We start from the raw sequence: 21,332 nt of genomic DNA, 5'->3' as shown, positions 1-21,332 counted from the left end.
AGGTTAACCCATCTCCTCCAGTTTTCGGCCCTTGGTCTCCCTGACGCATTTGGCCACGAAGAGGAACGACAGCAGCGCGAAGAGCGCGTACCCGGCGTACGTGAGCGGCAGGTTCCACGCCGACAGGGCCGGGAACGACACCGTGATCGCCCAGTTGGCGATCCACTGGGCCGCGGCGGCCAGGCCCAGGGCGGCGGCCCGGATGCGGTTCGGAAACATCTCACCCAGCAGCACCCACACCACCACGCCCCACGACAGCGCGAAGAACAGCACGAACACGTTGGCCGCGATGAGCGCGATCGGCCCCTGCGGGTCCGGGAGCGTGACGCTGCCGCCGACGAGCCTGCCCGCGCTGAACGCCCACGCCGCGGTGGCCAGCGAGATCGCCATCCCGGCCGAGCCGATCAGGAGCAGCGGCTTGCGGCCGATCTTGTCCACGAGCGAGATCGCGATGAAGGTGCCCACGATGTTGATGATCGAGCTGGAGAAGCTGATCAGAAGGGAGTCGCTCTGGTTGATGCCGACCGACTGCCACAACACGGTCGAGTAGTAGAAGATCACATTGATGCCGACGAACTGCTGGAAGGCCGACAGGGCGATGCCGATCCAGACGATCGGCAGCAGCCCGAGTGCCGGCCCGCGCAGGTCCTTCATGCCCGGCACGCGCTGGGTCCGCAAGACGTGCTGGATCTCCGAGATGCGCTCGTCGATGTTCACGCCGTCGCCTTCGACCTCGGCCAGCACCTCGCGTGCCCGCCTGGTCCGCCCCGTCATGACCAGGTAGCGGGGCGACTCGGGGATGTTCAGTGCGAACAGCAGATATATCACGGCGGGCCCCACGCAGGCGCCCAGCATCCACTGCCACGCCTGCAGCGGCCCCAGGTGGTTGTTCACGTCGCCGCCGGCCAGCCAGGCGATCAGGTAGTTGACCAGCTGCGAGACCGCGATGCCGAGCACGATGGCCAGCTGCTGGAGCGAGCCCAGCCGGCCCCGGTAGGCCGCCGGGGCCACCTCGGCGATGTACGCGGGCGCCAGAACCGAGGCCATGCCGATCGCGAAGCCCGCCATCACCCGCCACACCGCGAGGTCCCAGATCGCGAACGGCAACATCTGCCCGATCGAGCTGACCGCGAACAGCAGCGCCGCCACCTGCATGGACCTGGTGCGGCCCAACCGGTCGGCCAGCCGGCCGCCGATCCACGCGCCCGCGGCGGACCCGAGCAGCGCGATGGCCACCACGAACCCGATCTCGACCGGCCCGACGCCGAAGTGCCTGCGGATCCCGACGACCGCGCCGTTGATGACGGCGCTGTCGTACCCGAACAGGAATCCGCCGATGGCGGCGGCGGCCGTGATGAAGAGCACGTGGCCCAGGTGCTCATGGTGGGTACGCTGAGTCGCCATGCCGGTCCTTCCCCCAGGAAAGGGGACATACCCGCACGTCACCGGCGTATCGTCCGGCTTACCCAAGCTTTACAAGCGCGGGTCCACCGGCTCCGACTCCAGTGCGAGCACGGCGAAGACCGGCTCGTGCACTCGCCAGGCCGGCTCGCCGTCGGCCAGCCGCGCCAGCGCCTCCAGGCCCAGCGCGTACTCGCGCAGCGCCAGCGAGCGCTTCTTGCCGAGGAAGCGCCTGCGCAGCACGTCGAGCGACTCGGTGTAGTCCGGGCCGTAGATGATCCGCAGGTATTCGCGGCCGCGGACCTTGACCCCGGGCTGCACCCGCCCGGGCGCGTACGCGGCCGGCTTGACCACCATGCCCTCGCCGCCGGCCGCCGTCATCGACTCCCACCAGGCGGTCGCCTCGGCCCTGGACTCCGGCGAGCCGAGATCGACGAACACGTGGCGGGTCCTGGCGATCAGCGGCGAGTCGAGCAGCGCCAAAGTGTTCAGGTGCCAGGCGTGCGGCTCCAGCGCCGTGGCCCGGCCCTCGCAGGCGAGGATCTGGAACGGCGCCAGCTTGATGCCCTCCAGCCCGTCGACCGGCCAGCAGTAACGGGCATAGGCGTCGCGGAACAGGGCAGCGTTGCGGAAGCGGCGCCGGGTGCGGTGCAGCAGATCGCCCACATCCAGCCCGCGCTCGGCCGCCGCCTCCAGGGCCTGCACCGCCTCGGGCAGCGCGGCGCGGGCGGCCGCGCCGACGGAGGCGTACTGGCTCCTGATGAGGTCGCCGGCCTTGGCGGACCACGGCAGCAGCTCGCAGTCGAGCACCACCCAGTCGGAGCCGAGCTCCTCCCACAGCGGCTCACAGGCCGCGCGCAGCCCCTCGACCAGCGGGCCCGTGTCGGTGAAGAACGGCCGCCCGGTGCGCGTGTACACGGCGCCGCAGCCGCCATCGGTCACGCCGAACCGGACCGCGGCCGCTTCCGGCGTCCTGGCCAGCACGGCGACGGCTCGCGAGCCCATGTGCTTCTCCTCGCACACGACCTCGCGCACCCCGGCGGCGGCGAACTCCTCGAAGGCCTCGTGCGGGTGCTCCAGGTAACCGTCGAGCTGCGAGGTCTCCGGCGGGGCCATGGTGGGCGGCAGGTAGACCAGCCAGCGCGGATCCACCGCGAAACGGCTCATGACCTCCAGGGCCGCGGCCGCGTTGTCCTCCAGGACCTTGACCCGGGCGCCGAACCTGGTCTCCACGTGGCGAGTGCCGATCACGTCGTTGACGTCCAGCATGCCGGGGTCGCGGGCGCCGGCGCCGAGCGGCTTGGTCGGCTCGTACCAGACCTTCTCAGCTCGGACCTGGACGATCTGGCGCTCGGGGTATCGCAGCGCGGTCAGGTGGCCGCCGAAGACGCAGCCAGTGTCGAGGCAGATCGTGTTGTTGATCCACTCGGGCCGGAGCGTGGGCGTGTGGCCGTAGACGACCATGGCGCGGCCGCGGTATTCCTCGGCCCACGGCAGTCGGACAGGCAGGCCGTACTCGTCGGTCTCGCCGGTGGTGTCGCCGTACAGGGCGAACGAGCGCACCCGCTTGGACGCGCGGCCGTGGTAGGCCTCCTTGAGCCCGGCGTGCGCCACCACGAGCCGGCCGCCGTCGAGGCGGTAGTGGCTGAGCAGGCCGTCCATGAACCGCTTGGCCCGCTCGACGAACTCGGGCGGCTGAGCGGCGAGCTGGTCGAGCGACTCCTGCAGGCCGTGGGCGACCGTGACCTTGCGGCCGTTCAGTGCGCGCACCAGCTTCTGCTCGTGGTTGCCCGCCACGCAGATCGCGGTGCCGGCCTCGACCATGTCCATCACCAGGCGCAGCACGCCGGGTGTGTCGGGGCCGCGGTCCACCAGGTCGCCGACGAACACCGCGGTACGGCCCTGCGGGTGCCTGACGCCCTCCCAGCCCAGCTCGCGCAGCAGGGTCTCCAGCTCCGCGCGGCAGCCGTGCACGTCGCCGATGAGGTCGAACGGGCCCGTCAGCTCGGTCAGGTCCGACCACGCCTTCTCGTACGTGATCACCGCGTTGTCGACCTCGTCGAGCCCGCGCAGCACATGGACCTTCCTGAAGCCGTCGCTGGTGATCTTGCCGAGCGAGCGTCGAAGGTCCTTGCGCTGGCGGATCACCACGCCGGGGCCGAAGTCGCGGTCGGGGCGAGCGGCGTTGCGCTCGATGGCCACCTCCTCCGGCACGTCCAGGACGATCGCGTCGGCCAGCACGTGGTGCTTCCTGGCCAGGTCGATGAGGCTCTTGCGGGCGGCGTACTGGACGTTGGTGGCGTCGACCACGGTGAGCAGGCCCCTGGCCAGGCGTACGCCGACGATGTGGTGCAGCAGCTCGAACGCGGCCGGGGTGGCCGACTGGTCGTTCTCGTCGTCGGCGACCAGGCCGCGGCAGAAGTCGGAGGAGATGACCTGCGTGGGCTTGAAGTGCTTGCGCGCGAAGGTGGACTTGCCACTGCCGGAGACGCCCACCAGGACCACGAGGGACAGCTCAGGAACGCTGATCACGGGTGAACACTCCCATCTGGGTGGGCGGGCCGACCTCGGGGTCGTCGTCGCCGACCGGCTCGAACGTGACCTGGTAGCCGTGCTCGGCGGCCACCCGGGTCGCCCAGGCGGCGAACTCGGCGCGGGTCCACTCGAAGCGGTGGTCGGGGTGGCGCAGGCCGGTGAGGAACTCGTAGCGGACGTTGTGCTCGATGTTGGGGGTGGTGACGAGTACGTGCATGGGCTTGGCATGGCCGAACACGACGCGTTCGAGCGCGGTCAGGCGAGGCGGGTCGACGTGCTCGATCACCTCCATGAGCACGGCGGCGTCGTAGCCCTTGAGCCGCTTGTCGGTGTACGTGAGCGCGCCCTGGAACAAGGTGAGGCGGGCACGCTTGGCGTCGGGCATGCGGTCGAGGCGCAGCTTGCGGGCGGCGATGGTGAGCGCCATCGACGAGACGTCCACGCCGGCGACCCTGGCGAACCTGGGCCTGGCCAGCAGCGCACCGACCAGCTCGCCCTGGCCGCAGCCCAGGTCGATCACGCTGGCCGCGCCGAGCTCTTCCAGCACCCGCAACACGGTTTCGCGGCGCTGAAGGTTGAGCGGCTTGGCCTTGGCCTCGGCGCCCTTGGCCGGGCCCACCGCCGCGAGCGCGCCGGCGGCCGCGTCCTGTGCGGGGGTTGCTGCGGGCGCGTCCAGCGGGAAGGCCGCGTCGGGTGCGGTGGGCGCCGTGGTTGTGGCGTGGGCCTCGGCCTCGGCGGCGGCCATCTCGTCGGCGGCGGTCTCCTCCGGCGGCGCGTCCTCCGCGACCGCGGGCTCCAGTTGCTCCTCCGTCTCGTCGCCCAGCTCGGCCAGCCTGGCCAGCGCGGTGCGGGCGAGGGCCCAGCGCCGGCCCAGGTAGCGGCGGGCGATCAGCCCGCGCTCCGGGTGCCCGCGCAGCCAGCCCTCGCCGGCCCTGATCAGCTTGTCGACCTCGTCGGGCGCGATCCAGTAGTGCTTGCCGTCGTCGAGCACGGGCAGCAGCACGTAGAGGTGGTTGAGCGCGTCGGACAGGAGGGCCGCGCCGCGCAGGGTGAGCCGGACATAGCGCGACTCGCCCCACTCGGGGAAGCCCTCGTCGAGCGGCAGCGCCTGCGCCTCGACCTCCCAGCCGAGCGGCTCGAACAACCGCCGCGCCAGGTCGGGCCCACCCCGGCAGGGCAGCGCGGGCAGCCTGAGCTCCAGCGGCAGCGCCTCGCCGGGAAGTTCGGGCCGGGCCTTGCACCGGCCGGCCCGCGCGGTGCGGAAGACGTCTCCCAGCGCCACGGCCAGCAGCGAGGACGCCGCGTAGGGGCGGTCGTTGACGTATTGAGACAGACTGAAGTCGGGCGAGCCCTTGCCGCGTGACCTGACCAGCGCGATCGGGTCGACCTCCAGCATGAGCGCCGCCGTGCAGCGCTCCTCGCCCGCCTCCGGGTAGAACACCCTGGCCGTGCCGAACGACTGGCTGAACTCCTGCACGCGCCCCGGATGCTTGTGCAAGAGAAAACCCAGGTCGGTGGCGGGGCTCGCGGTAGTCGTGATCGTCAGCAGCACGCCCCAAGTCTGCCGTAACCCCGCGAACCCCCGCCAACGATTACTTACACGTGCGGGAGCACCTCGGCCGCGATCAGCTCCAGGTGCTCGAGGTCGCTCAGATCCATGATCTGCAGGTAGACCCGCTCGGCGCCCAGCTCGGCGAACTTGCCGATCTTCTCCACGACCTCAGCCGGGGTGCCGCCCAGGCCCAGGGTGTCCGGGTTCTCGCCGATGGCGGCCGCGCGCCGCTCGACCTCCGCCCGGTCAGCGCCCACGACCGTGGTCTGGGCCACCGACAGCCGGACGGTGCGGCCGGTCGTCTCGCACGCCTCGCGTACCCGGTCGAACGCCTCGGCGGTGTCGGCCAGGGTGCGGAACGGCACGTTGTACTCATCGGCGTACGTGGCCGCCAGCCGTGGCGTGCGCTTGGCGCCGAACCCGCCGATGATCATCGGCGGCCGGGGCCGCTGCACCGGCTTCGGCAGCGCGGGCGAGTCCACGAGCCGGTAGTAGCGGCCATCGAACGAGTAGGACTTCTCCGCCGTCCACAGGCCGGTGATGATCTCCAATTGCTCTTCGAACCGCCCGAACCGCTCGCCCGTCGGCGGGAACGGAATACCGTACGCGGCGTGCTCCCCGTCGTACCAGCCGGTGCCGAAGCCCAGCTCGACCCGGCCGCCGCTCATCTGGTCCACCTGCGCGACGCTGATCGCCAGCGGGCCGGGCAACCGGAACGTGGCGGGCGTCACCAGCGTGCCCAGCCGGATGCGCGAGGTCTCCCTGGCCAGGCCGGCGAGGGTGATCCAGGCGTCGGTCGAGCCCGGACCCGGGTCGCCGGCGCCGATGCGCTGGTAGTGGTCGGACCGGAAAAACGCGTCGAAGCCGAGCCGTTCGGTGGCCTGGGCGACGGTGAGCAGGTCGTCATATGTCGCGCCCTGCTGGGGCTCGGTGAAGATCCGCAGCTTCATGCCCACATTATCGGCACACATCGGACGCGAACCGGAAAAGACTCACGCCGTGCCGGGAACGCTTGCTAGCGTTCACGTCAAACGCCGTACGTAGCCAGTCGACTACACGGGGTGTCCTATGCCACGGCACAAAAGGGAACCCGGCACGCTCCCCCGCCCGCTCGCGATCCTCGGCGGCCTCGGGCTCGCCGCCGCCACGGGTGTGGTGATCCAGTTGCTCCCCGCGGGCGCCGCCGCCCCGACGCCGCAGCGACCGCCGGAGGTCGGGCGGCCCTCCCCCAGCGTCTCCCCCACGGTGGCCGCGGAGCGGCATACCCCGTTCGTGGGCTTCGTCGACACGGCCCGCGAGCCGGACTTCGACCTGCCTGCCCACTCCCGCCGTACCGGCGTGCGCCACTACGTGCTGGGCCACCTCATTGCGGGCGGCGACGACGCCTGCTCCCCGAAGTGGGCAGGGCCACTCGAAACGCTCGACCGGGACAGGGTGCCGGACTCGGGCACGTCGGACAGGGTGCCGGACTCGGGCACGTCGGACAGGGTGCCGGACTCGGGCACGTCGGACAGGCTGCCGGACTCGGGCACGTCGGGCACGGACCGGAGTGATCCGCTCGAAACGGTTGGGCCGGCCATCGACCGGGCCGATCCACTCGATCCCGGCGCGAACGCGGTGGCGAACAAGATCGGCCGGCTAAGGGCGCTGGGCGGGGACGCCGCTCCCGCGTTCGGCGGCCCTGGAGTCGAGGAACTGGCCGTGACCTGCACCAGGCCGGGCGGGCTCGCCGCCGCTTACCGCAGGGTGGTCGGCGCGTTCGACGCCGCGTCCGTCGACTTCGAGATCCGCGACAGCGAGGACGGCGCCGTGGTGCTGCGCAGGGCCCGCGCCATCCGGGCCATGCAGCGCGAGCGGCCGCTACGGGTCAGCTTCACGCTGCCGCTGAGGCCGCACGGGCTGGACGCCGCCGACGTGGCGATGCTGCGCACCACCCACCAGGCGGGCGCGGAGGTCGGCACCGTCAACCTGCTGGCCGTCATGGAGCCGCGCTCGGGTCCCGGCGGCCGCCTGCGCCGGCTAGCGGCGGCCATCCAGCTGGCCAAGGACCAGATCGCCCAGGCCCAGGACCTGCCGGAGCCCGGCCGGGCATGGCGGCGCATCGCCCTGACCCCGGTTCTGGCGGGCGAGGGCGACCTGAGCGAGCTCGACGCCCGCACGCTCGCCGACTACGCCGCCCGCCACGGGCTGGCCTGGCTGTCGCTGCGCGGCGTGCCCCCGTCACGTGAGGTTGCGCGGACTCTGCGGGGCCCCTGAACTATAGGATTTTGGGGACCAGGAGGCTTCTGTCAGCGGGGGGGAGGGACGATGGCGGCCCGGCCGGACACCGCGCGGAAGATCCTGATTTACTGGATGGACGGGATGGTGGCGTTCGTCGCCATCCTCTCGCTCGTGCTCATCCTCGCGGCCGCTACGGAGGGCACGCTCTCGCCCTTGGCCGCGGGCATCGCCATCGTGTGCACGTTCGGCTTCTACGGGCTCTTCCCCTTCCTCCTCAGAGACGCCTTCGACTCCCGGCCTCGCCCCACGGTGAAGCTGCTGCTCGCCGCGGTGTTCGCGGTGGCCAGCCTGGCGATCCTGCCGCTGGACACGGACGCGGCGGGCGCGTGGATGCAGACGGAGGGGCTATGGCTGGGGGCGGCCGCGCTCTACCTGCGGCCGTGGACGACGGCCGGTCTCACGGTGACCGTCGTGACCACCGTCACCACATACACCGTCCTGACGACCGGGCAGGCGTGGCAGGGCGTGCTGCTCGGCAGTGCGGTCATCTCCGTCTCGATGGTCGTGACCATGTTGCTGTGGCGCTGGCTCTGGTGGGTGATCAGGGACGCGTACAACAGCAGGGAGGCCAAGGCGCGGCTGGCGGTGGCCGAGGAGCGGCTGCGCTTCGCGCGCGACCTGCACGACCTGCTCGGGCACAGCCTTTCTGTCATCACGCTGAAGAGCGAGCTGGCCGCCAAGTTGGCGAGCAAGGACACCGCGCGGGCCGCGGCCGAGATGGCCGAGGTCCGTGCGCTGGCCGCGGAGTCGCTGGCCGAGGTGCAGCAGGCGGTGCACGGCTACCAGGCGCTCGACCTGGACGAGGAGCTCGTCGGCGTACGCGCGGCGCTGGAGGCGGCAGGCGCCCGCTGTGACATCGTCGCCAGGGCGGACGGCCTGTCGCCGGCCGCCAGGGCGCTGCTGGCGTGGGCGGTCCGCGAGGGCGGCACCAACGTGCTCAAGCACAGCAGGGCCACCCGCTGCGCGATCACCATCCACGGAGGCGTGCTCGAGATGCTTAACGACGGCGTGCACGGGGAGCCTGCGCCGCCCGGCAACGGGCTGCGCGGCCTGTCGGAGCGGCTGGCAACGGCCGGTGGATCCTTCTCCGCCGCGCCCACCCCGGCGGGCGAGTTCCTGCTGCGCGCGGCGGTGCCGGCGTGATGCGCGAGGTGCTCGGCAGGGTCCGGAAGGCCTCCAAGCTCGACAAGGTCCGCTGGTTGGTCGTCGGCTCCTCCAACGTCATCGTGCTGTTGCCGCTCTTCGGCTACGCGGATCTGTTCATCCGCTGGCAGGCGGGCATCCTGCCCTGGCCACTCGGTGTCGGTGCCGTCGTCCTGCTGCTGGTCTTCAACGTGCTGAGCACGCGCCCGTTCGGGATCGCCGTCCGAGGCGGAAAGCGGCCGACCGCGATCCTGGCGGTTACCGGGGTGATCGTCGTGCTCCTTTCCGTCTTCCCGCTGTTCTGGATCATCCCGGCCTGGCTGGCGTTGATGGCGGCGTTCGTGCGCAAGCGCACCGTCATCGCCCTTTCTGTCGCGTCGATCGTGCTCATCAACCTCTACATCACCCTGATGGGAGAGTTCGTCTTCCCCGTGTTGCTGACGCAGACGCTGTTCACCGTGATCAGCGTCGGCGCGGTGTGGGCCAACCTGCGGCTCTGGCAGCTGGCCAAGGAGGCGCACGAGGGCCAGGAGGCGCTGTCCAGGCTGGCGGTCTCCGAAGAACGGCTGCGCTTCGCCCGCGATCTCAACGACCTGCTCGGGCAGAGCCTCACCGACGTCGCGGCCCGGGCCGCCCACGCCGAGCAGGCGCTGCGTAGCGATCCTGGCGCGGCGGCGGCGGAGATGTTCGGGGTACGCGACCTGGCCAGGCGGTCGTTACGCGAAGTGCGTACCGTCGTGCAGAACTACCGGGCCGTCGACCTGGACGAGGTGCTCGCCAGTGTGCGGGCGGTGCTGGAGGCGGCGGACGTGCGGTGCACCGTACGCGCCGAGACGGGCTCACTGACACCCGAGGCCCGCACACTGCTGGCCACGGTCGTCCGCGAGGGCGCGACCAACGTGCTCAAGCACAGCCGGGCCGAACGCTGCACGATCACGATCGAGGACGGCGTGCTGGAAATGGCCAACGACGGGGTGAGCGGGCCGGTGGGCGAGCACGCGGCCAACGGGCTGGCGGGGCTGGCCGATCGCGTGCGCGCGGCAGGCGGCACCCTGAAGGCTGAGCCGGCGCCCGAGGGCCGCTACCTGCTGCGGGCAGGGGTGCCCGCATGATTCTCCGGGAGCTTTCATGACCATCCGCGTGCTGCTCGCCGACGACGAGCACCTCATCCGCGGCGCCATCGCGGCCCTGCTGGACCTCGAGGACGGCATCCAGGTCGTGGCCCAGGTCGGCCGGGGCGACGAGGTGGTCGCCGCGGTGGCCGAGCATCGGCCCGACGTGGCGGTGCTCGACATCGAGATGCCGGGCATGGACGGCCTGAGCGCGGCCGAGCGCATCAGTGCCCAGTGCAAGATCGTCATCCTGACCAGCCTGGGCCGGCCGGGTTACCTGCGCAGGGCCATGGCGGCAGGCGTGAGCGGGTTCCTCGGCAAGGACGCCTCGGCCGAGGAGCTGGCCATGGCGATCAGGAAGGTCCAGAGCGGCGGCCGCTACCTGGACGCGGAGCTGGCCGCGGCGGCGATGGCGGCAGGCGACAGCCCGCTGACCGAGCGGGAGCGCGACGCGCTGCGGCTGGCCGGCGACGGGGCGACGATCTCGCGGATCGCCGGTGAGCTGCACCTGACCGAGGGCACCGTACGCAACTACCTGTCGAGCGCCATGACCAAGCTCAACGCCCAGAACCGGCTGGAGGCGATCCGCACCGCCCAGCGCATGGGCTGGCTCTGAGCTCAGGCCGCACACCAGGTCTTGATCTCGGCGACGATCTTCTTGGCCTGCTCGGCGTCCACGTCGGTGAACCGCTCTTGGGCGGCCTCGATCGCCTGTTCCTCGCTCTTGCCCTGCTTGATGTCCTCGCAGGTCTTCGTGGCCGCCGACCAGTTGATGTCCTCGTCGAGCAGCCATGGGGCGATCAAGGCGAGACTGATCAGGAACTCCTTGCGCCGCTGCTCCATCGGCGTCGTGCCCCCGCTCTCCTCGCTCTTCTGGGGGAGCGCCACCGACGGGGTCTGCGGCGGGGCGAGCAGGCGCGGGCCCACGACGTTGACGAGCAGCACGCCGATGACGGCGAGAACGGCGAGGCCGCCGACCCCCGCCCCTATGATCAGCAGCACTGGCCTCTGCTTCGGGGGAGGCGGCGGGGGCTGTCGCGGCTGAGGGTGCTGATGCGGTGGGGGACGCATGCGGGCCACGTTAGCGACGGACGGCATGACCTACACGGCAAAAGCCGCAGAACGCATGGCCGCTTCGCCGGCGAGGGGTGCCGGCGGTCCACGAGGGCGCACTTCTCAGCAGGTCACGTAGGCCGAGGACCTCCGGGACCGGGAGGCGCTGTAGGCGCAGGAGTCGACGAGCTTGCCGTTCGAGTGGCGGACGTAGGCGCTGTCCTGGTCGTTGTTCCAGACGTACTGCTTGCGTCCCCAGTACACGCTGCTGGTCCCGTCGTCACCCTGCCCGGAACGCAGCGTGATCCGCTTCTTCGCACCGAGCATCACGTCCGGGCCGAACTCGTACGTGTAACCGGTCTTGTCGCGGATCGTCCAGCCTTCGAGGTCGATCGCGCGTTTCGTGGTGTTGAGGACGGTGATGTACTCGGCGTTCAGCGAGCTGTTCGAGCGCCGGTCGCTCCCCGGGGAGTCGTAGTAGATCTTCACGATCTGGATCGCGGGAGCCGCGGCCTGGGCGGGCAGTGCCGTGCCGAGCGTCGCCGCCGCGACGAGCGCGCCCGATAAGACGATTCTCACCGTCGACGTCCTCTACATGTGGGCAATGTGACGCATGTAAGGACGACGGACGACAGCTCATGGTTGGCACGGAAATAGCGCCATTTGCAGGGGCTATTTCCTGACTAGCAGTCCCACACATTCCACGTGATGAGTCATCGGGAAGGCGTCGAAGGCACGCAGGTCGGCGAGCACATATCCGCGTTCCGCCAGCCACTTCAGATCCCGGGCGAACGTGGCAGGATCGCAGGACACGTACACCATCCGCGTCGCGTCCAGCGCCGTGATGCGCTCGACCACCTCCCGCCCGAGCCCGGACCGCGGCGGGTCCACCACGACGAGGTCGGCGCGCTCGATCTGGAACCGGTCGAGCGCCTCCTCCACCCGTCCCCGCTCCACCCGGGCCTGCGGCAGGTCGCGCAGGTTGGCGCGGGCGTCGCGGACGGCCGAGGCCTCCGACTCCAGGCCGAACACCGCCCCCTCGGGCCCCACGGCCTCGGCGAGCCCGGCCGCGAACAGGCCGACGCCGCAGTAGAGGTCGAGCGCCCATTCGCCCGGCTCCGGCGCCGCGTACGCCAGCACCGCGTCCAGCAGCGTCTCCGCGGCCCCCGGGTGGACCTGCCAGAAGCCGCTACCAGCCACCCGGAACTCGCGGTCGCCCACCTGCTCGTGCAGCACGCCCGACCCGCGCCGCGGCACCGTGCGGCCCTTCCCCTGGTCGAGCAGGATCGAGGCGGGCGCCTCCAGCTCGGGGACGGTGACACTGCGTCGCGGCCGGGGCGAGACCACTACGGCCCGGTCGCCGCTGGAGGAGGCGATGACCTCGACCCCGGCCGCGCCCGGCCACTCATGCGCCTCCGCCCCGACCGCCTCCACCTCGGGGTGGGCGATCAGGCAGGCGTCCACCACCTCGATCTCGTGCGAACGGTGCCGCCGGAAGCCCAGCTCGCCGGTCGGCAGGGCGGCGAACTGCACCCGCGTCCGCCAGCCGAGCCCGTCCTTGGCCCCGGGCACCTCCTCGACCACGACCTCGCGCTCGATCCCGGCCAGCCGCTGCAGCTGCTCGGCCACGACATGGGCCTTGAGCCGCCGCTGCGCCTCCGGCGTGGCGTGCTGCCAGTCGCAGCCGCCGCAACGGCCCGGGCCCGCGTACGGGCAGGGCGGGACCACGCGGTCGGGCGACGGCTCGAGGATCTCCACGGCGTCGGCACGCAGGAACCGGGTGGTCTCCTCGGTGACGTCGGCGATGACCCGTTCGCCGGGCAGCGCGTGCCGCACGAACACCACGCGTCCTTCATGGCGCGCCACACACCAGCCGCCGTGCGCGACCGGACCCACCGTCAGCTCGAGAGATGCCTGTTCCACACCGCCACCCTATGCCCCCTACCTGCCCAGATTGATCCACTACTGTAGGTGGTGGTGGAAACGGCGAGGGTGGTACGACGGCGGCCCGGCTTCGGGGGGACGCTGCTGGCCGTGCTGTTCGCCTGCGCGTCGCTGACGCCGTCGATGCTGCCCCGCACGTGGTTGTACCAGGGGGTGATGTGCGCGGTCACCGGCATTCTCGGGTACGCCGTGGGAGCCGCGCTCGGCGCGCTGGGCAGGGCGGTGATCTCGTACCGGCTGCCGGAGCGGGGACGAAGGATCGCCTGGCAGGTCTTGATCGGCGCGGGCGGGGGGCTGGCGGCGGTGGCGCTCTGGTACAGCGTGGACTGGCAGCGCGACCTGCGGGCGCTCATGGGCATGGACACGCAGATCACGTGGTTCCCTCCGGTGATCTTCGCGATAGCCGTCGCCCTTTTCACGCTATTTCTCGTTATTTCGCGAGTTGTCCGCTTGGGTTGCCGCAAGCTGATCGCCTGGCTCGAGCGCTTCGTCCCGATCTATGTCGGCCATGTCCTCGGCGTGCTCGTCATCAGCCTCGTGGTCGTCGTCTTCGCCAACGACGTGGTCTTCTCCGCCTTCGCCGCCCGGGTGAGCGAAGTCTCCTCGGTCACCAACGCCGGCACCCACCCGGGCGTGCGCAGGCCCACGTCCACCTTGGCGTCCGGCGGCCCGGGTTCGCTGGTGACCTGGGAGTCGCTCGGCAAAGAAGGCCGCCGCTTCACCGGCACCGCCACCACCCGCGCCCGGCTCACCGCCTTCTCCGGCCGCCCCGCCGCCGACCCGATCAGGGTGTACGTCGGCCTCGACACCACCCGCTCACCCCAGGCCCAGGCGGCGCTGGCGGTACGCGAGCTCGAACGCACCGGTGCGTTCGCCCGCCCCGTGCTCGCCGTGCTCGGCACCACCGGCACCGGCTGGGTGGACCAGCACGTGACGGACGCGCTGGAGTACATGTACAACGGCCACACCGCCATGGTCGCCCTGCAGTACTCCTACCTGCCGAGCTGGGCGTCGTTCCTGCTCGACAGGGACAAGGCGGCGGCCGCGGGGCGGGCGTTGTTCGAGGCGGTACGCGCCAGGTGGGCCCGGCTGCCGGCCGGCGACCGGCCGAAGCTGGTGCTGTCGGGCGAGAGCCTGGGGTCGTACCAGCTGGAGGGGGCCTTCCTGGACCTGGAGGACCTGGCGGCCAAGGCGGACGGCGCGGTGTTCGTCGGCCCGCCGAACGCCAACCACATCTGGCGCAGCGTCACGAACGGCCGCGAGCCCGGCAGCCCCGTGTGGCGGCCGGTCTATCAGGCGGGCAAGACGGTCAGGTTCGCCCAGCACCCCGACGACCTGAACCGGCCGGCCGAGCCGTGGCCGCACCCGCGCGTGGTCTATCTGCAGAACGCCTCCGACCCGGTCGTGTGGTGGTCGCCCGAGCTGATCTACCGCCGGCCGGCCTGGCTGGAGGGCGCGCGTGGTCCGGGGATGAATCCGGAGATGAACTGGTTCCCGCTCGTGACGTTCTGGCAGGTGCTGGTGGACCTGACGGCCGGGTTGTCCGTGCCGCCGGGCCACGGGCACCGCTACGGCCCCAACATCGTCGACGGCTGGGCCGCGGTCGCCGCGCCGCCGGGCTGGAGCGCGGCCGACACCGACCGGCTGCGCGCGCTGATCAACGCGTCCTGATCTGCCCTTCCTCTTCCTTGACCGTCGTGTGCCACGGACGCCGCACCGATCCGGGCGCGAACGGCTCCGGCCGGCCCTTGAGCCGGTCCGAGGAGTGCAGCTGCCAGGGCACGCTCGTGACCATAACCCCCGGCTTGAACAACAGCCGCGCCTTCAGCCGGAGCGCGCTCTGGTTGTGCAGCAGGTGCTCCCACCAGTGGCCGACGACGTACTCGGGGATGAACACGGTCACCACGTCCCGCGGCGAGCGCCTGCGCAGGTGCTTGACGTAGTCGAGGATCGGCTGCGTGATCTCCCGGTACGGCGAGTCGAGCATCTTCAGCGGCACCGGGATGCCCCGCCGCTCCCACTCCTCCTGCAGCTTGCGCGCCTCTTCGCCCTCGACGCCCACGGTGATGGCCTCCAGCATGGACGGCCTCGTGGCACGCGCGTACGCCAGGGCCCGCAGGGTCGGCTTGTGGATCTTGGAGACGAGCACGATGGCGTGGTTGCGGGCGGGCAGCATGGTGGGCTCGTAGTCCTCGGTGATCTCCAGCTCGGCCGCCACGTTGTCGTAGTGGTGCCTGATGCCCTTCATCATGAGGAACAGGATCGGCATCGCGATGACCACGATCCACGCCCCGACCAGGAACTTGGTCAGCAGCACGACGATCAGCACGAGCCCCGTCATGACGCCGCCGAAGAAGTTGATCACCCGGGACCGGTGCATCTGGAGGCGGATCTTGGAATCGGTCTCGGTCTTCAGATGGCGGGTCCAATGGATGACCATGCCGGTCTGGCTGAGCGTGAACGACACGAAGACGCCGACGATGTAGAGGTTCAGCAGGCGGCTGACGTCCGCGTCGAACCCCCACAGCAGAAGACACGCGCCGAGCGCCAGGATGACGATGCCGTTGGAGAAGGCCAGCCGATCGCCGCGGGTGTGCAGCTGGCGCGGCAGGTAACGGTCCTGCGCCAGGATCGAGCCGAGCACCGGGAAGCCGTTGAACGCCGTGTTGGCCGCCAGGAACAGGATCAGCGCCGTCACCGCCGAGATCACGATGAACATCAGCGACCCGCCGCCGAACACCGCGTCGGCCACCTGGGAGATGATCGGCTGCTGGTAGTAATTGGGGCCGACGGGCGTGCCGTCCGGCCGGAGCAGGTCCTCGGCGACCACGGATGGCTCGGCGATCTTCACCCCCGACGCCAGCCCGAGCGCGATGATGCCGCTGAACATGGTGACCGCGATGAGGCCCATCATGAGCAGCGTCGTGGCGGCGTTCTTGCTCTTGGGCTTACGGAAGGCGGGCACGCCGTTGCTGATGGCCTCCACACCGGTCAGGGCCGCGCAGCCGGAGGAGAACGCGCGCAGGATGAGGAACGCCGCGGCGAAGGCCGTCAGGTTGACCTGCTCCGGCTCGATGGTGAAGTCGGCGCTCGGCGCCTTGATCTCGTCGCCCAGCACCAGCAGCCGGAACCCGCCCCAGGCGACCAGCCCCAGCACGGCCACCATGAACGCATACGTGGGAATGGCGAAGGCGGCGCCGGACTCACGGATGCCGCGCAGATTGATCACGGTGAGCAGGATCACGATGGCGATGGCCACGGTGGGCTTGTGTTCGCCCACGAACGGGATCGTGGCGCCCACGTAGTCGACGCCGTTGGCCACGGACACCGCGACCGTCAGCACGTAGTCGACCATGAGCGCGCTGGCCACGGTGAGGCCGGCGTTCTTGCCGAGGTTGGTGGTCGCGACCTCGTAGTCGCCGCCGCCGCTTGGATAGGCGTGCACGTTCTGCCGGTAGGACGCCACCACCGTGAGCATCACGACCACGACGGCCATGGCGACCCAGGGGCTGTAGGTGTAGAAGGACACACCGGCCAGCGACAGGATGACGAGGATCTCCTGCGGCGCGTAGGCGACGGAGGAGAGCGCGTCACTCGCGAAAACGGGTAGTGCGATCCGTTTCCGGAGGAGTTGCTCATGAAGCTGCCCGCTGCGTAGGGCACGCCCCACGAGCAAACGTTTGACAAGATCCGTCACCTTCGCCACGTAACGAGATGCTAGCCCCATGTGCAGGCCCTAAACGAGGCGAGTCCCTGCTGGGGCCATACTGGTGTCGAGCAACCGGCCGACCGCGACGATGCGGGGGGATATGCATATAGTGATCATGGGATGTGGCCGGGTGGGTTCGACCCTCGCGCACATCCTCGAAGACAGCGGACATTCCGTCGCCATCATCGACCGCGACCCGCAGGCGTTCCGCCGGCTGCGCGCCGGGTTCCGGGGGCGGCGGGTGACGGGCATCGGCTTCGATCGCGGCGTGCTCATCGAGGCCGGCGTCGAGTCCGCGGCAGCGTTCGTCGCCGTCTCCAGCGGTGACAACTCCAACATCATCTCCGCGCGCGTGGCCCGCGAGACGTTCGGCGTCGACAACGTGGTGGCCCGCATCTACGACCCCCGCCGGGCCGAGGTCTACCAGCGGCTGGGCATCCCCACGGTGGCGACCGTGCGCTGGACCGCCGACCAGATCCTGCGCCGCATTCTCCCCGAGGGCGCCGAGCCGCTCTGGCGCGACCCCACAGGCACCGTGGTGCTGGCCGAGGTCACCGCCCAGCCGTCCTGGATCGGCACCCGCGTCGTCGACCTGGAGAGTCGCGTCCGCACGCGCCTCGCCTTCATCAACCGCATGGGCGAGGCCGTGACCATCACGGAGGACACCATGGTCCAGGACGGCGACGTGCTCCACGTCATCGCCGCCGAGAACGACATGGACCGGATCAACAAGGTGCTCGCCGCGGCACCGGAAGAGGACCACTGATGCGCGTCGCCATCGCCGGAGCGGGGGCCGTCGGCCGTTCCATCGCGGCCGAGCTCCTGGAGAACGGCCACGAGGTCCTGCTCATCGACGTCGACCCCCGCGCCATCAAGATCGACAGCGTGCCGCGCGCCGAATGGCTGCTCGCCGACGCCTGCGAGATCGCGTCCCTGGACGAGGCCGGCCTCAACAACTGCCACGTCGTGGTGGCCTCCTCCGGCGACGACAAGGTCAACCTGGTCGTGTCGCTGCTGGCCAAGACCGAGTACGGCGTGCCACGCGTGGTGGCCAGAATCAACCACCCCAACAACGAGTGGCTGTTCAACGAGTCGTGGGGCGTCGACGTGGCCGTCTCGACCCCGCGCCTGCTGAGCGCGCTGGTGGAGGAGGCGGTGAGCGTCGGCGACCTCGTCCGCCTGATGACGTTCCGCCAGGGCCAGGCGAACCTGGTGGAGCTGACGCTGGCCGAGGACGCGCCGGTGGTGGGCCAGCGGGCCGGCTCGGTGCCGTGGCCGGTGGACGCCGCGCTCGTGGCCATCCTGCGCGAGGGGCGGGTCCTGGTGCCGACCGCGGACGATCCTCTGGAAGCGGGAGACGAGCTGCTGTTCGTCGCCAGCCAGGAGGTGGAGCAGGAGCTGGCCCACCTCCTGTCCCAGCATTAGCCATGCCTATCGGTTACTGAGGCCAGGGGCCAGCGGTCCTCGCTACGCTCGGGCTCTGTCCATGGGGCTCAGGGCTTCGCCCGCCACCCGGGCAGGTGGCCTCCGGGAGGTCACCACCGGCAGCGACCGCCGGTTGGCGGCCCGCACCACCGTCGCTGCCGTGACCTGCTCGGCGGCGTACAGTCCGGCTGGCCGCAGCATCTCCGCCACGGCGGGCGCACTACTTGTGGTCGCATCGTCCACGAGGCTGATCTCCATGTTCAACAGCGCCTCTACGATGGCTACTGCCTTGTCGGGCAGCTGGGCGAGCGCTGCGGTCAGGGCTGCAGCAGTGATGACTACTGGCACGATGTAGCCGTGGTGCCCAAGGGTGAACCCAAGAAATCTTGAAAAAATCTGTGGGCGCGTGTCGAAACCGCCTCACCTCGTTCGCAGCGTATCCAGAAGGCCGGACGAGCCGGCCCCGCCGATGCGAGGTTGACGACCATGACCCAGCAGCTTGCCCACTCCTCCACCCGCCCCCTCTCCACCCGGCGCCTGCTGCTCGGCTGCGGCATCGTCGCCGGTCCGATGTACATGACCGTCGCCCTGGCGCAAGCGTTCACCCGGGAGGGCTTCGACCTGGTCCGTCACCCCTGGAGCTTCCTGGCCAACGGCGAGCTCGGCTGGATCCAGACCACGAACTTCGTCCTCACCGCCCTGGCCACCATCGCCGCCGCCGTCGGCCTGCGTCGCAACCTGTCGCCGGGGCGCGGCGCGCGCTGGGCGCCGATCCTGGTCGGCGCGTTCGGCGCCAGCATGATCGGCGCCGCGCTCTTCCCCGCCGACCCCGCGATGGGCTTCCCCCCAGGAACCCCCGAAGGCCCCGGCACGGTCACCCTGGCAGGGACCCTGCACATGGCCGTCGGCGGCGTCGGATTCCTGTGCATGGTCGCGGCCTGCTTCGTCATCGCCTCCCGGCACACCCGCGAAGGCCGCAAGGGCTGGGCCCTGTACTCCCGGGTCACCGGCACGCTCTTCCTCGGCTCGTTCGCGGGCATCGCCAGCGGCGGCGGCGTCGCCTGGGCCAACCTGGCGTTCATCGCCGGCATCGTGGCGATCTGGAGCTGGCTGTCGCTACTGTCGCTGAACCTGTCCCGCCACACCGCCTGACTCCCCCGCTCCTACAGAGACCTGACGCCCCACCCCAACGAAGAAAGGCAATGCACAATGCGCTACTTGGTCACACTCAAGGTCACCGCCCAGCCCGACGGGCCACCGCCGGCCGACCTCATGGAGGCCATCTTCAAACTCGGCCAGGAGGCCACCGAGGCCGGCGCCCTGCTCGACCAGAGCGGTCTGGCCCCCAGCTCCGAGGGGGCAAGGGTCGAGGTGAGCGGCGGCCGCCTGGCCGTGAGCGACGGGCCGTTCGCCGAGGCGAAGGAAATGATCAGCTACGCGCTGTACGAGGTCAAGACCAAGGAAGAGGCCGTGGAGTGGACCTCCCGCTTCATCAAGCTGCACCGTGACCTGTGGCCGGGATGGGAGGGCCAGGCGGACGTGCTGCGGCTGTTCTCGCCCGAGGACTTCGCCCCACCGGCCTGACCCCCACCCCCAACGGCCGCCGGGCCGCCGACGCCCGGCCCGGCGCTTCACCGGCCGCGGACCGCAAACGCGCGGGACCGCGGCCGGATGCTGTATTCAGGACGCATGACGGTAGCCGATTCCCATCGGGCGGTGGAGGCGGTCTGGCGGATCGAGTCCGCCCGCGTCATCGCCGCCCTGGCTCGCATGACGGGCGACCTCGCCCTGGCCGAAGAGCTGGCCCAAGACGCGCTGGTGGCGGCGCTCGAGGAGTGGCCCCGCAAGGGTGTGCCCGACAATCCGGGCGCCTGGCTGACGCTCACCGCCAAGCACCGCGCCCTCGACCAGTTCCGCCGCCGCGACACCTACCAGCGCAAGCTGCAAGAGATAGGCCGCGACATGGAGCTCCGTCAGGAAACGGCCGAAGCCGAGCTCGACGACGCCCTCGACGACCACATCGGTGACGACCTGCTACGGCTCATCTTCACCGCCTGCCACCCCGCGCTGCCTGCCGAGGGGCGGCTCGCGCTCACCCTCCGCCTGCTCGGCGGCCTGTCCACCGCCGAGATCGCCCGCGCTTTCCTCGTGCCCGAGCCGACCGTCGGCCAGCGCATCTCCCGCGCCAAACGTACCCTCGCCGACAAGAAGATCCCGATCGAGCTGCCGCCACCCGCCGAGCTGCCGGAACGGCTGGCCTCCATCCTGGAGGTCGTCTACCTGATCTTCAACGAGGGGTACGCGGCGACCTCCGGCGAGGACTGGATCCGCCCGTCGTTGTGCCAGGAGGCCATGCGCCTCGGCCGCATCCTGGCCGGGCTTATGCCCGCCGAACCCGAGGTGCACGGCCTCCTGGCGCTCATGGAGCTCCAGGCATCGCGCATCCCGGCCAGAACCGCCGGGGACGGCTCCCCCATCCTCCTCCTCGACCAGGACCGCAGCCGCTGGGACCGGCTGCTCGTCCGCCGTGGCCTCGACGCGCTGCGCCACGCCGAGGATCTGGGCACACTCGGGCCGTACGGGCTCCAGGCCGCCATCGCCGCCTGCCACGCCCGCGCGCTGAAGCCGGAAGCCACCGACTGGGAACGGATCGCCGCACTGTACCGGCTGCTGGCCCACCTGACGCCGTCGCCTATCGTCGAGCTGAACCGGGCGGTCGCGGTCGGCATGGCCTACGGACCCGCGCGCGGGCTGGAGCTTGCCGACACCCTCAGGGACGAGCGTGCCCTGCGGGATTACGCGCACCTGCCTGCCGTCCGGGGGGACCTGCTGGCCAAGCTCGAGCGGTCCGAGGAGGCGGCCGCCGAGTTCCGCCGGGCAGCCGAGCTGACCCGGAACGCACGCGAGCGCGAGCTGTTCCTGGAGCGCGCCGCCGCACTGTCAGCCTGACGCCCGCAGCCGGCCCGGTGAGCCGGGCACGGCACTCGTCTGGCGTGACCGGGCCCAGATCATCTTGACGCAGATCGATGGCGTCTATACGACCTGGCTGCACTGTATGAGATGCGGCTTCACGATCCGGACGGGAATGTCCTGCGAGTGAGCTCGCCGCCCCAAAGCACATCAGACTGATCGAGCTCCTGTCTCCTCCTGACATGTCCACCTCGTAGGTGGGTACATC

19 protein-coding genes are annotated in these 21,332 nt (G+C 70.7%); 10 read left to right on the top strand and 9 right to left on the bottom strand.

The genetic code is table 11. The annotated features are described in order from the left end of the window. Positions 1-3: 3 nt before the first annotated feature. The 4 genes from ACTWPT_RS10455 to ACTWPT_RS10440 all read right to left on the bottom strand — a co-directional run bounded on the left by ACTWPT_RS10455 (position 4) and on the right by ACTWPT_RS10440 (position 6,438). A complete protein-coding gene (locus tag ACTWPT_RS10455) occupies positions 4-1,404 on the bottom strand; it encodes a sugar porter family MFS transporter (protein ID WP_443177079.1) in 1,401 nt (466 codons plus the stop codon). 69 nt (positions 1,405-1,473) lie between these two features. Beyond that, positions 1,474-3,933, bottom strand: a complete 2,460-nt coding sequence (locus tag ACTWPT_RS10450; protein WP_443177078.1) for a polynucleotide kinase-phosphatase — start codon at positions 3,931-3,933, stop codon at positions 1,474-1,476. After that, complete coding sequence (locus ACTWPT_RS10445) at positions 3,917-5,488, bottom strand: 3' terminal RNA ribose 2'-O-methyltransferase Hen1 (protein ID WP_443177077.1); 1,572 nt, start codon at positions 5,486-5,488, stop codon at positions 3,917-3,919. The genes ACTWPT_RS10450 and ACTWPT_RS10445 overlap by 17 nt, the downstream gene beginning before the upstream one ends. A gap of 44 nt (positions 5,489-5,532) precedes the next feature. After that, positions 5,533-6,438 (bottom strand): LLM class F420-dependent oxidoreductase, encoded by a 906-nt coding sequence (locus ACTWPT_RS10440; protein ID WP_443177076.1) that lies wholly within the window; start codon positions 6,436-6,438, stop codon positions 5,533-5,535. A gap of 118 nt (positions 6,439-6,556) precedes the next feature. Between ACTWPT_RS10440 and ACTWPT_RS10435 the strand changes: the two genes are divergently transcribed. The 4 genes from ACTWPT_RS10435 to ACTWPT_RS10420 are packed head-to-tail and all read left to right on the top strand — an operon-like array spanning position 6,557 to position 10,639. Then, positions 6,557-7,744 carry a hypothetical protein gene (locus ACTWPT_RS10435; protein ID WP_443177075.1) on the top strand — a complete coding sequence of 396 codons (1,188 nt, stop codon included), beginning with the start codon at positions 6,557-6,559 and terminating at the stop codon, positions 7,742-7,744. A gap of 51 nt (positions 7,745-7,795) precedes the next feature. Continuing rightward, positions 7,796-8,911 carry a sensor histidine kinase gene (locus ACTWPT_RS10430; protein WP_443177074.1) on the top strand — a complete coding sequence of 372 codons (1,116 nt, stop codon included), beginning with the start codon at positions 7,796-7,798 and terminating at the stop codon, positions 8,909-8,911. Then, positions 8,911-10,023, top strand: coding sequence for a sensor histidine kinase (locus ACTWPT_RS10425; RefSeq protein ID WP_443177341.1), 1,113 nt, complete (start codon positions 8,911-8,913; stop codon positions 10,021-10,023). Before ACTWPT_RS10430 ends, ACTWPT_RS10425 begins: the two co-directional genes overlap by 1 nt. A 16-nt stretch (positions 10,024-10,039) precedes the next feature. Beyond that, on the top strand, positions 10,040-10,639 hold the full coding sequence (locus tag ACTWPT_RS10420) for a response regulator (protein ID WP_443160097.1): 600 nt from the start codon (positions 10,040-10,042) through the stop codon (positions 10,637-10,639). A gap of 2 nt (positions 10,640-10,641) precedes the next feature. Here the strand turns inward: ACTWPT_RS10420 and ACTWPT_RS10415 are convergent, their stop codons facing one another. The 3 genes from ACTWPT_RS10415 to ACTWPT_RS10405 form a co-directional block, all read right to left on the bottom strand. Continuing rightward, positions 10,642-11,025, bottom strand: a complete 384-nt coding sequence (locus ACTWPT_RS10415; protein WP_443177073.1) for a hypothetical protein — start codon at positions 11,023-11,025, stop codon at positions 10,642-10,644. Between the two features lie 174 nt (positions 11,026-11,199). Then, positions 11,200-11,655 carry a lamin tail domain-containing protein gene (locus ACTWPT_RS10410; RefSeq protein WP_443177072.1) on the bottom strand — a complete coding sequence of 152 codons (456 nt, stop codon included), beginning with the start codon at positions 11,653-11,655 and terminating at the stop codon, positions 11,200-11,202. Positions 11,656-11,748: 93 nt separating this feature from the next. Further along, on the bottom strand, positions 11,749-12,999 hold the full coding sequence (locus ACTWPT_RS10405; RefSeq protein WP_443177071.1) for a class I SAM-dependent RNA methyltransferase: 1,251 nt from the start codon (positions 12,997-12,999) through the stop codon (positions 11,749-11,751). A 54-nt stretch (positions 13,000-13,053) separates the two neighbouring features. Between ACTWPT_RS10405 and ACTWPT_RS10400 the strand changes: the two genes are divergently transcribed. After that, complete coding sequence (locus ACTWPT_RS10400) at positions 13,054-14,691, top strand: alpha/beta hydrolase (RefSeq protein ID WP_443177070.1); 1,638 nt, start codon at positions 13,054-13,056, stop codon at positions 14,689-14,691. Here the strand turns inward: ACTWPT_RS10400 and ACTWPT_RS10395 are convergent. After that, a complete protein-coding gene (locus tag ACTWPT_RS10395; RefSeq protein ID WP_443177069.1) occupies positions 14,678-16,726 on the bottom strand; it encodes an APC family permease in 2,049 nt (682 codons plus the stop codon). The genes ACTWPT_RS10400 and ACTWPT_RS10395 overlap by 14 nt on opposite strands. A gap of 103 nt (positions 16,727-16,829) precedes the next feature. Here ACTWPT_RS10395 and ACTWPT_RS10390 point away from each other — a divergent pair, with 103 nt between their 5' ends. Both ACTWPT_RS10390 and ACTWPT_RS10385 read left to right on the top strand, forming a co-directional pair. Then, positions 16,830-17,495, top strand: coding sequence for a potassium channel family protein (locus tag ACTWPT_RS10390; RefSeq protein WP_443177068.1), 666 nt, complete (start codon positions 16,830-16,832; stop codon positions 17,493-17,495). Then, on the top strand, positions 17,495-18,154 hold the full coding sequence (locus tag ACTWPT_RS10385) for a potassium channel family protein (protein WP_138667998.1): 660 nt from the start codon (positions 17,495-17,497) through the stop codon (positions 18,152-18,154). Before ACTWPT_RS10390 ends, ACTWPT_RS10385 begins: the two co-directional genes overlap by 1 nt. Positions 18,155-18,196: 42 nt before the next feature. Here the strand turns inward: ACTWPT_RS10385 and ACTWPT_RS10380 are convergent, their stop codons facing one another. Then, positions 18,197-18,502, bottom strand: coding sequence for a hypothetical protein (locus ACTWPT_RS10380; protein ID WP_443177067.1), 306 nt, complete (start codon positions 18,500-18,502; stop codon positions 18,197-18,199). Positions 18,503-18,640: 138 nt separating this feature from the next. Between ACTWPT_RS10380 and ACTWPT_RS10375 the strand changes: the two genes are divergently transcribed. The 3 genes from ACTWPT_RS10375 to ACTWPT_RS10365 all read left to right on the top strand — a co-directional run bounded on the left by ACTWPT_RS10375 (position 18,641) and on the right by ACTWPT_RS10365 (position 21,103). Beyond that, a complete protein-coding gene (locus tag ACTWPT_RS10375; protein WP_443177066.1) occupies positions 18,641-19,306 on the top strand; it encodes a DUF998 domain-containing protein in 666 nt (221 codons plus the stop codon). Between the two features lie 57 nt (positions 19,307-19,363). Next, positions 19,364-19,738 (top strand): YciI family protein, encoded by a 375-nt coding sequence (locus tag ACTWPT_RS10370; RefSeq protein ID WP_443177065.1) that lies wholly within the window; start codon positions 19,364-19,366, stop codon positions 19,736-19,738. A gap of 105 nt (positions 19,739-19,843) precedes the next feature. Then, complete coding sequence (locus ACTWPT_RS10365) at positions 19,844-21,103, top strand: RNA polymerase sigma factor (protein ID WP_443177064.1); 1,260 nt, start codon at positions 19,844-19,846, stop codon at positions 21,101-21,103. Positions 21,104-21,332: the final 229 nt, after the last annotated feature.

The sequence above is a fragment of the Nonomuraea sp. 3N208 genome, assembly GCF_052245935.1.
Classification (GTDB): Bacteria; Actinomycetota; Actinomycetes; order Streptosporangiales; family Streptosporangiaceae; genus Nonomuraea.
This window is presented reverse-complemented; position numbering and strand designations above follow the sequence as displayed.

Excerpts from the sequence above, each read along its gene's own strand:
- ACTWPT_RS10365 (WP_443177064.1), top strand. The coding sequence starts at position 19,844 with ATGACGGTAGCCGATTCCCATCGGGCGGTGGAGGCGGTCTGGCGGATC.
- ACTWPT_RS10420 (WP_443160097.1), top strand. The coding sequence starts at position 10,040 with ATGACCATCCGCGTGCTGCTCGCCGACGACGAGCACCTCATCCGCGGC.
- ACTWPT_RS10370 (WP_443177065.1), top strand. The coding sequence starts at position 19,364 with ATGCGCTACTTGGTCACACTCAAGGTCACCGCCCAGCCCGACGGGCCA.
- ACTWPT_RS10440 (WP_443177076.1), bottom strand. The coding sequence starts at position 6,438 with ATGAAGCTGCGGATCTTCACCGAGCCCCAGCAGGGCGCGACATATGAC.
- ACTWPT_RS10375 (WP_443177066.1), top strand. The coding sequence starts at position 18,641 with ATGACCCAGCAGCTTGCCCACTCCTCCACCCGCCCCCTCTCCACCCGG.
- ACTWPT_RS10385 (WP_138667998.1), top strand. The coding sequence starts at position 17,495 with ATGCGCGTCGCCATCGCCGGAGCGGGGGCCGTCGGCCGTTCCATCGCG.
- ACTWPT_RS10390 (WP_443177068.1), top strand. The coding sequence starts at position 16,830 with ATGCATATAGTGATCATGGGATGTGGCCGGGTGGGTTCGACCCTCGCG.
- ACTWPT_RS10455 (WP_443177079.1), bottom strand. The coding sequence starts at position 1,404 with ATGGCGACTCAGCGTACCCACCATGAGCACCTGGGCCACGTGCTCTTC.
- ACTWPT_RS10430 (WP_443177074.1), top strand. The coding sequence starts at position 7,796 with ATGGCGGCCCGGCCGGACACCGCGCGGAAGATCCTGATTTACTGGATG.
- ACTWPT_RS10435 (WP_443177075.1), top strand. The coding sequence starts at position 6,557 with ATGCCACGGCACAAAAGGGAACCCGGCACGCTCCCCCGCCCGCTCGCG.
- ACTWPT_RS10425 (WP_443177341.1), top strand. The coding sequence starts at position 8,911 with ATGCGCGAGGTGCTCGGCAGGGTCCGGAAGGCCTCCAAGCTCGACAAG.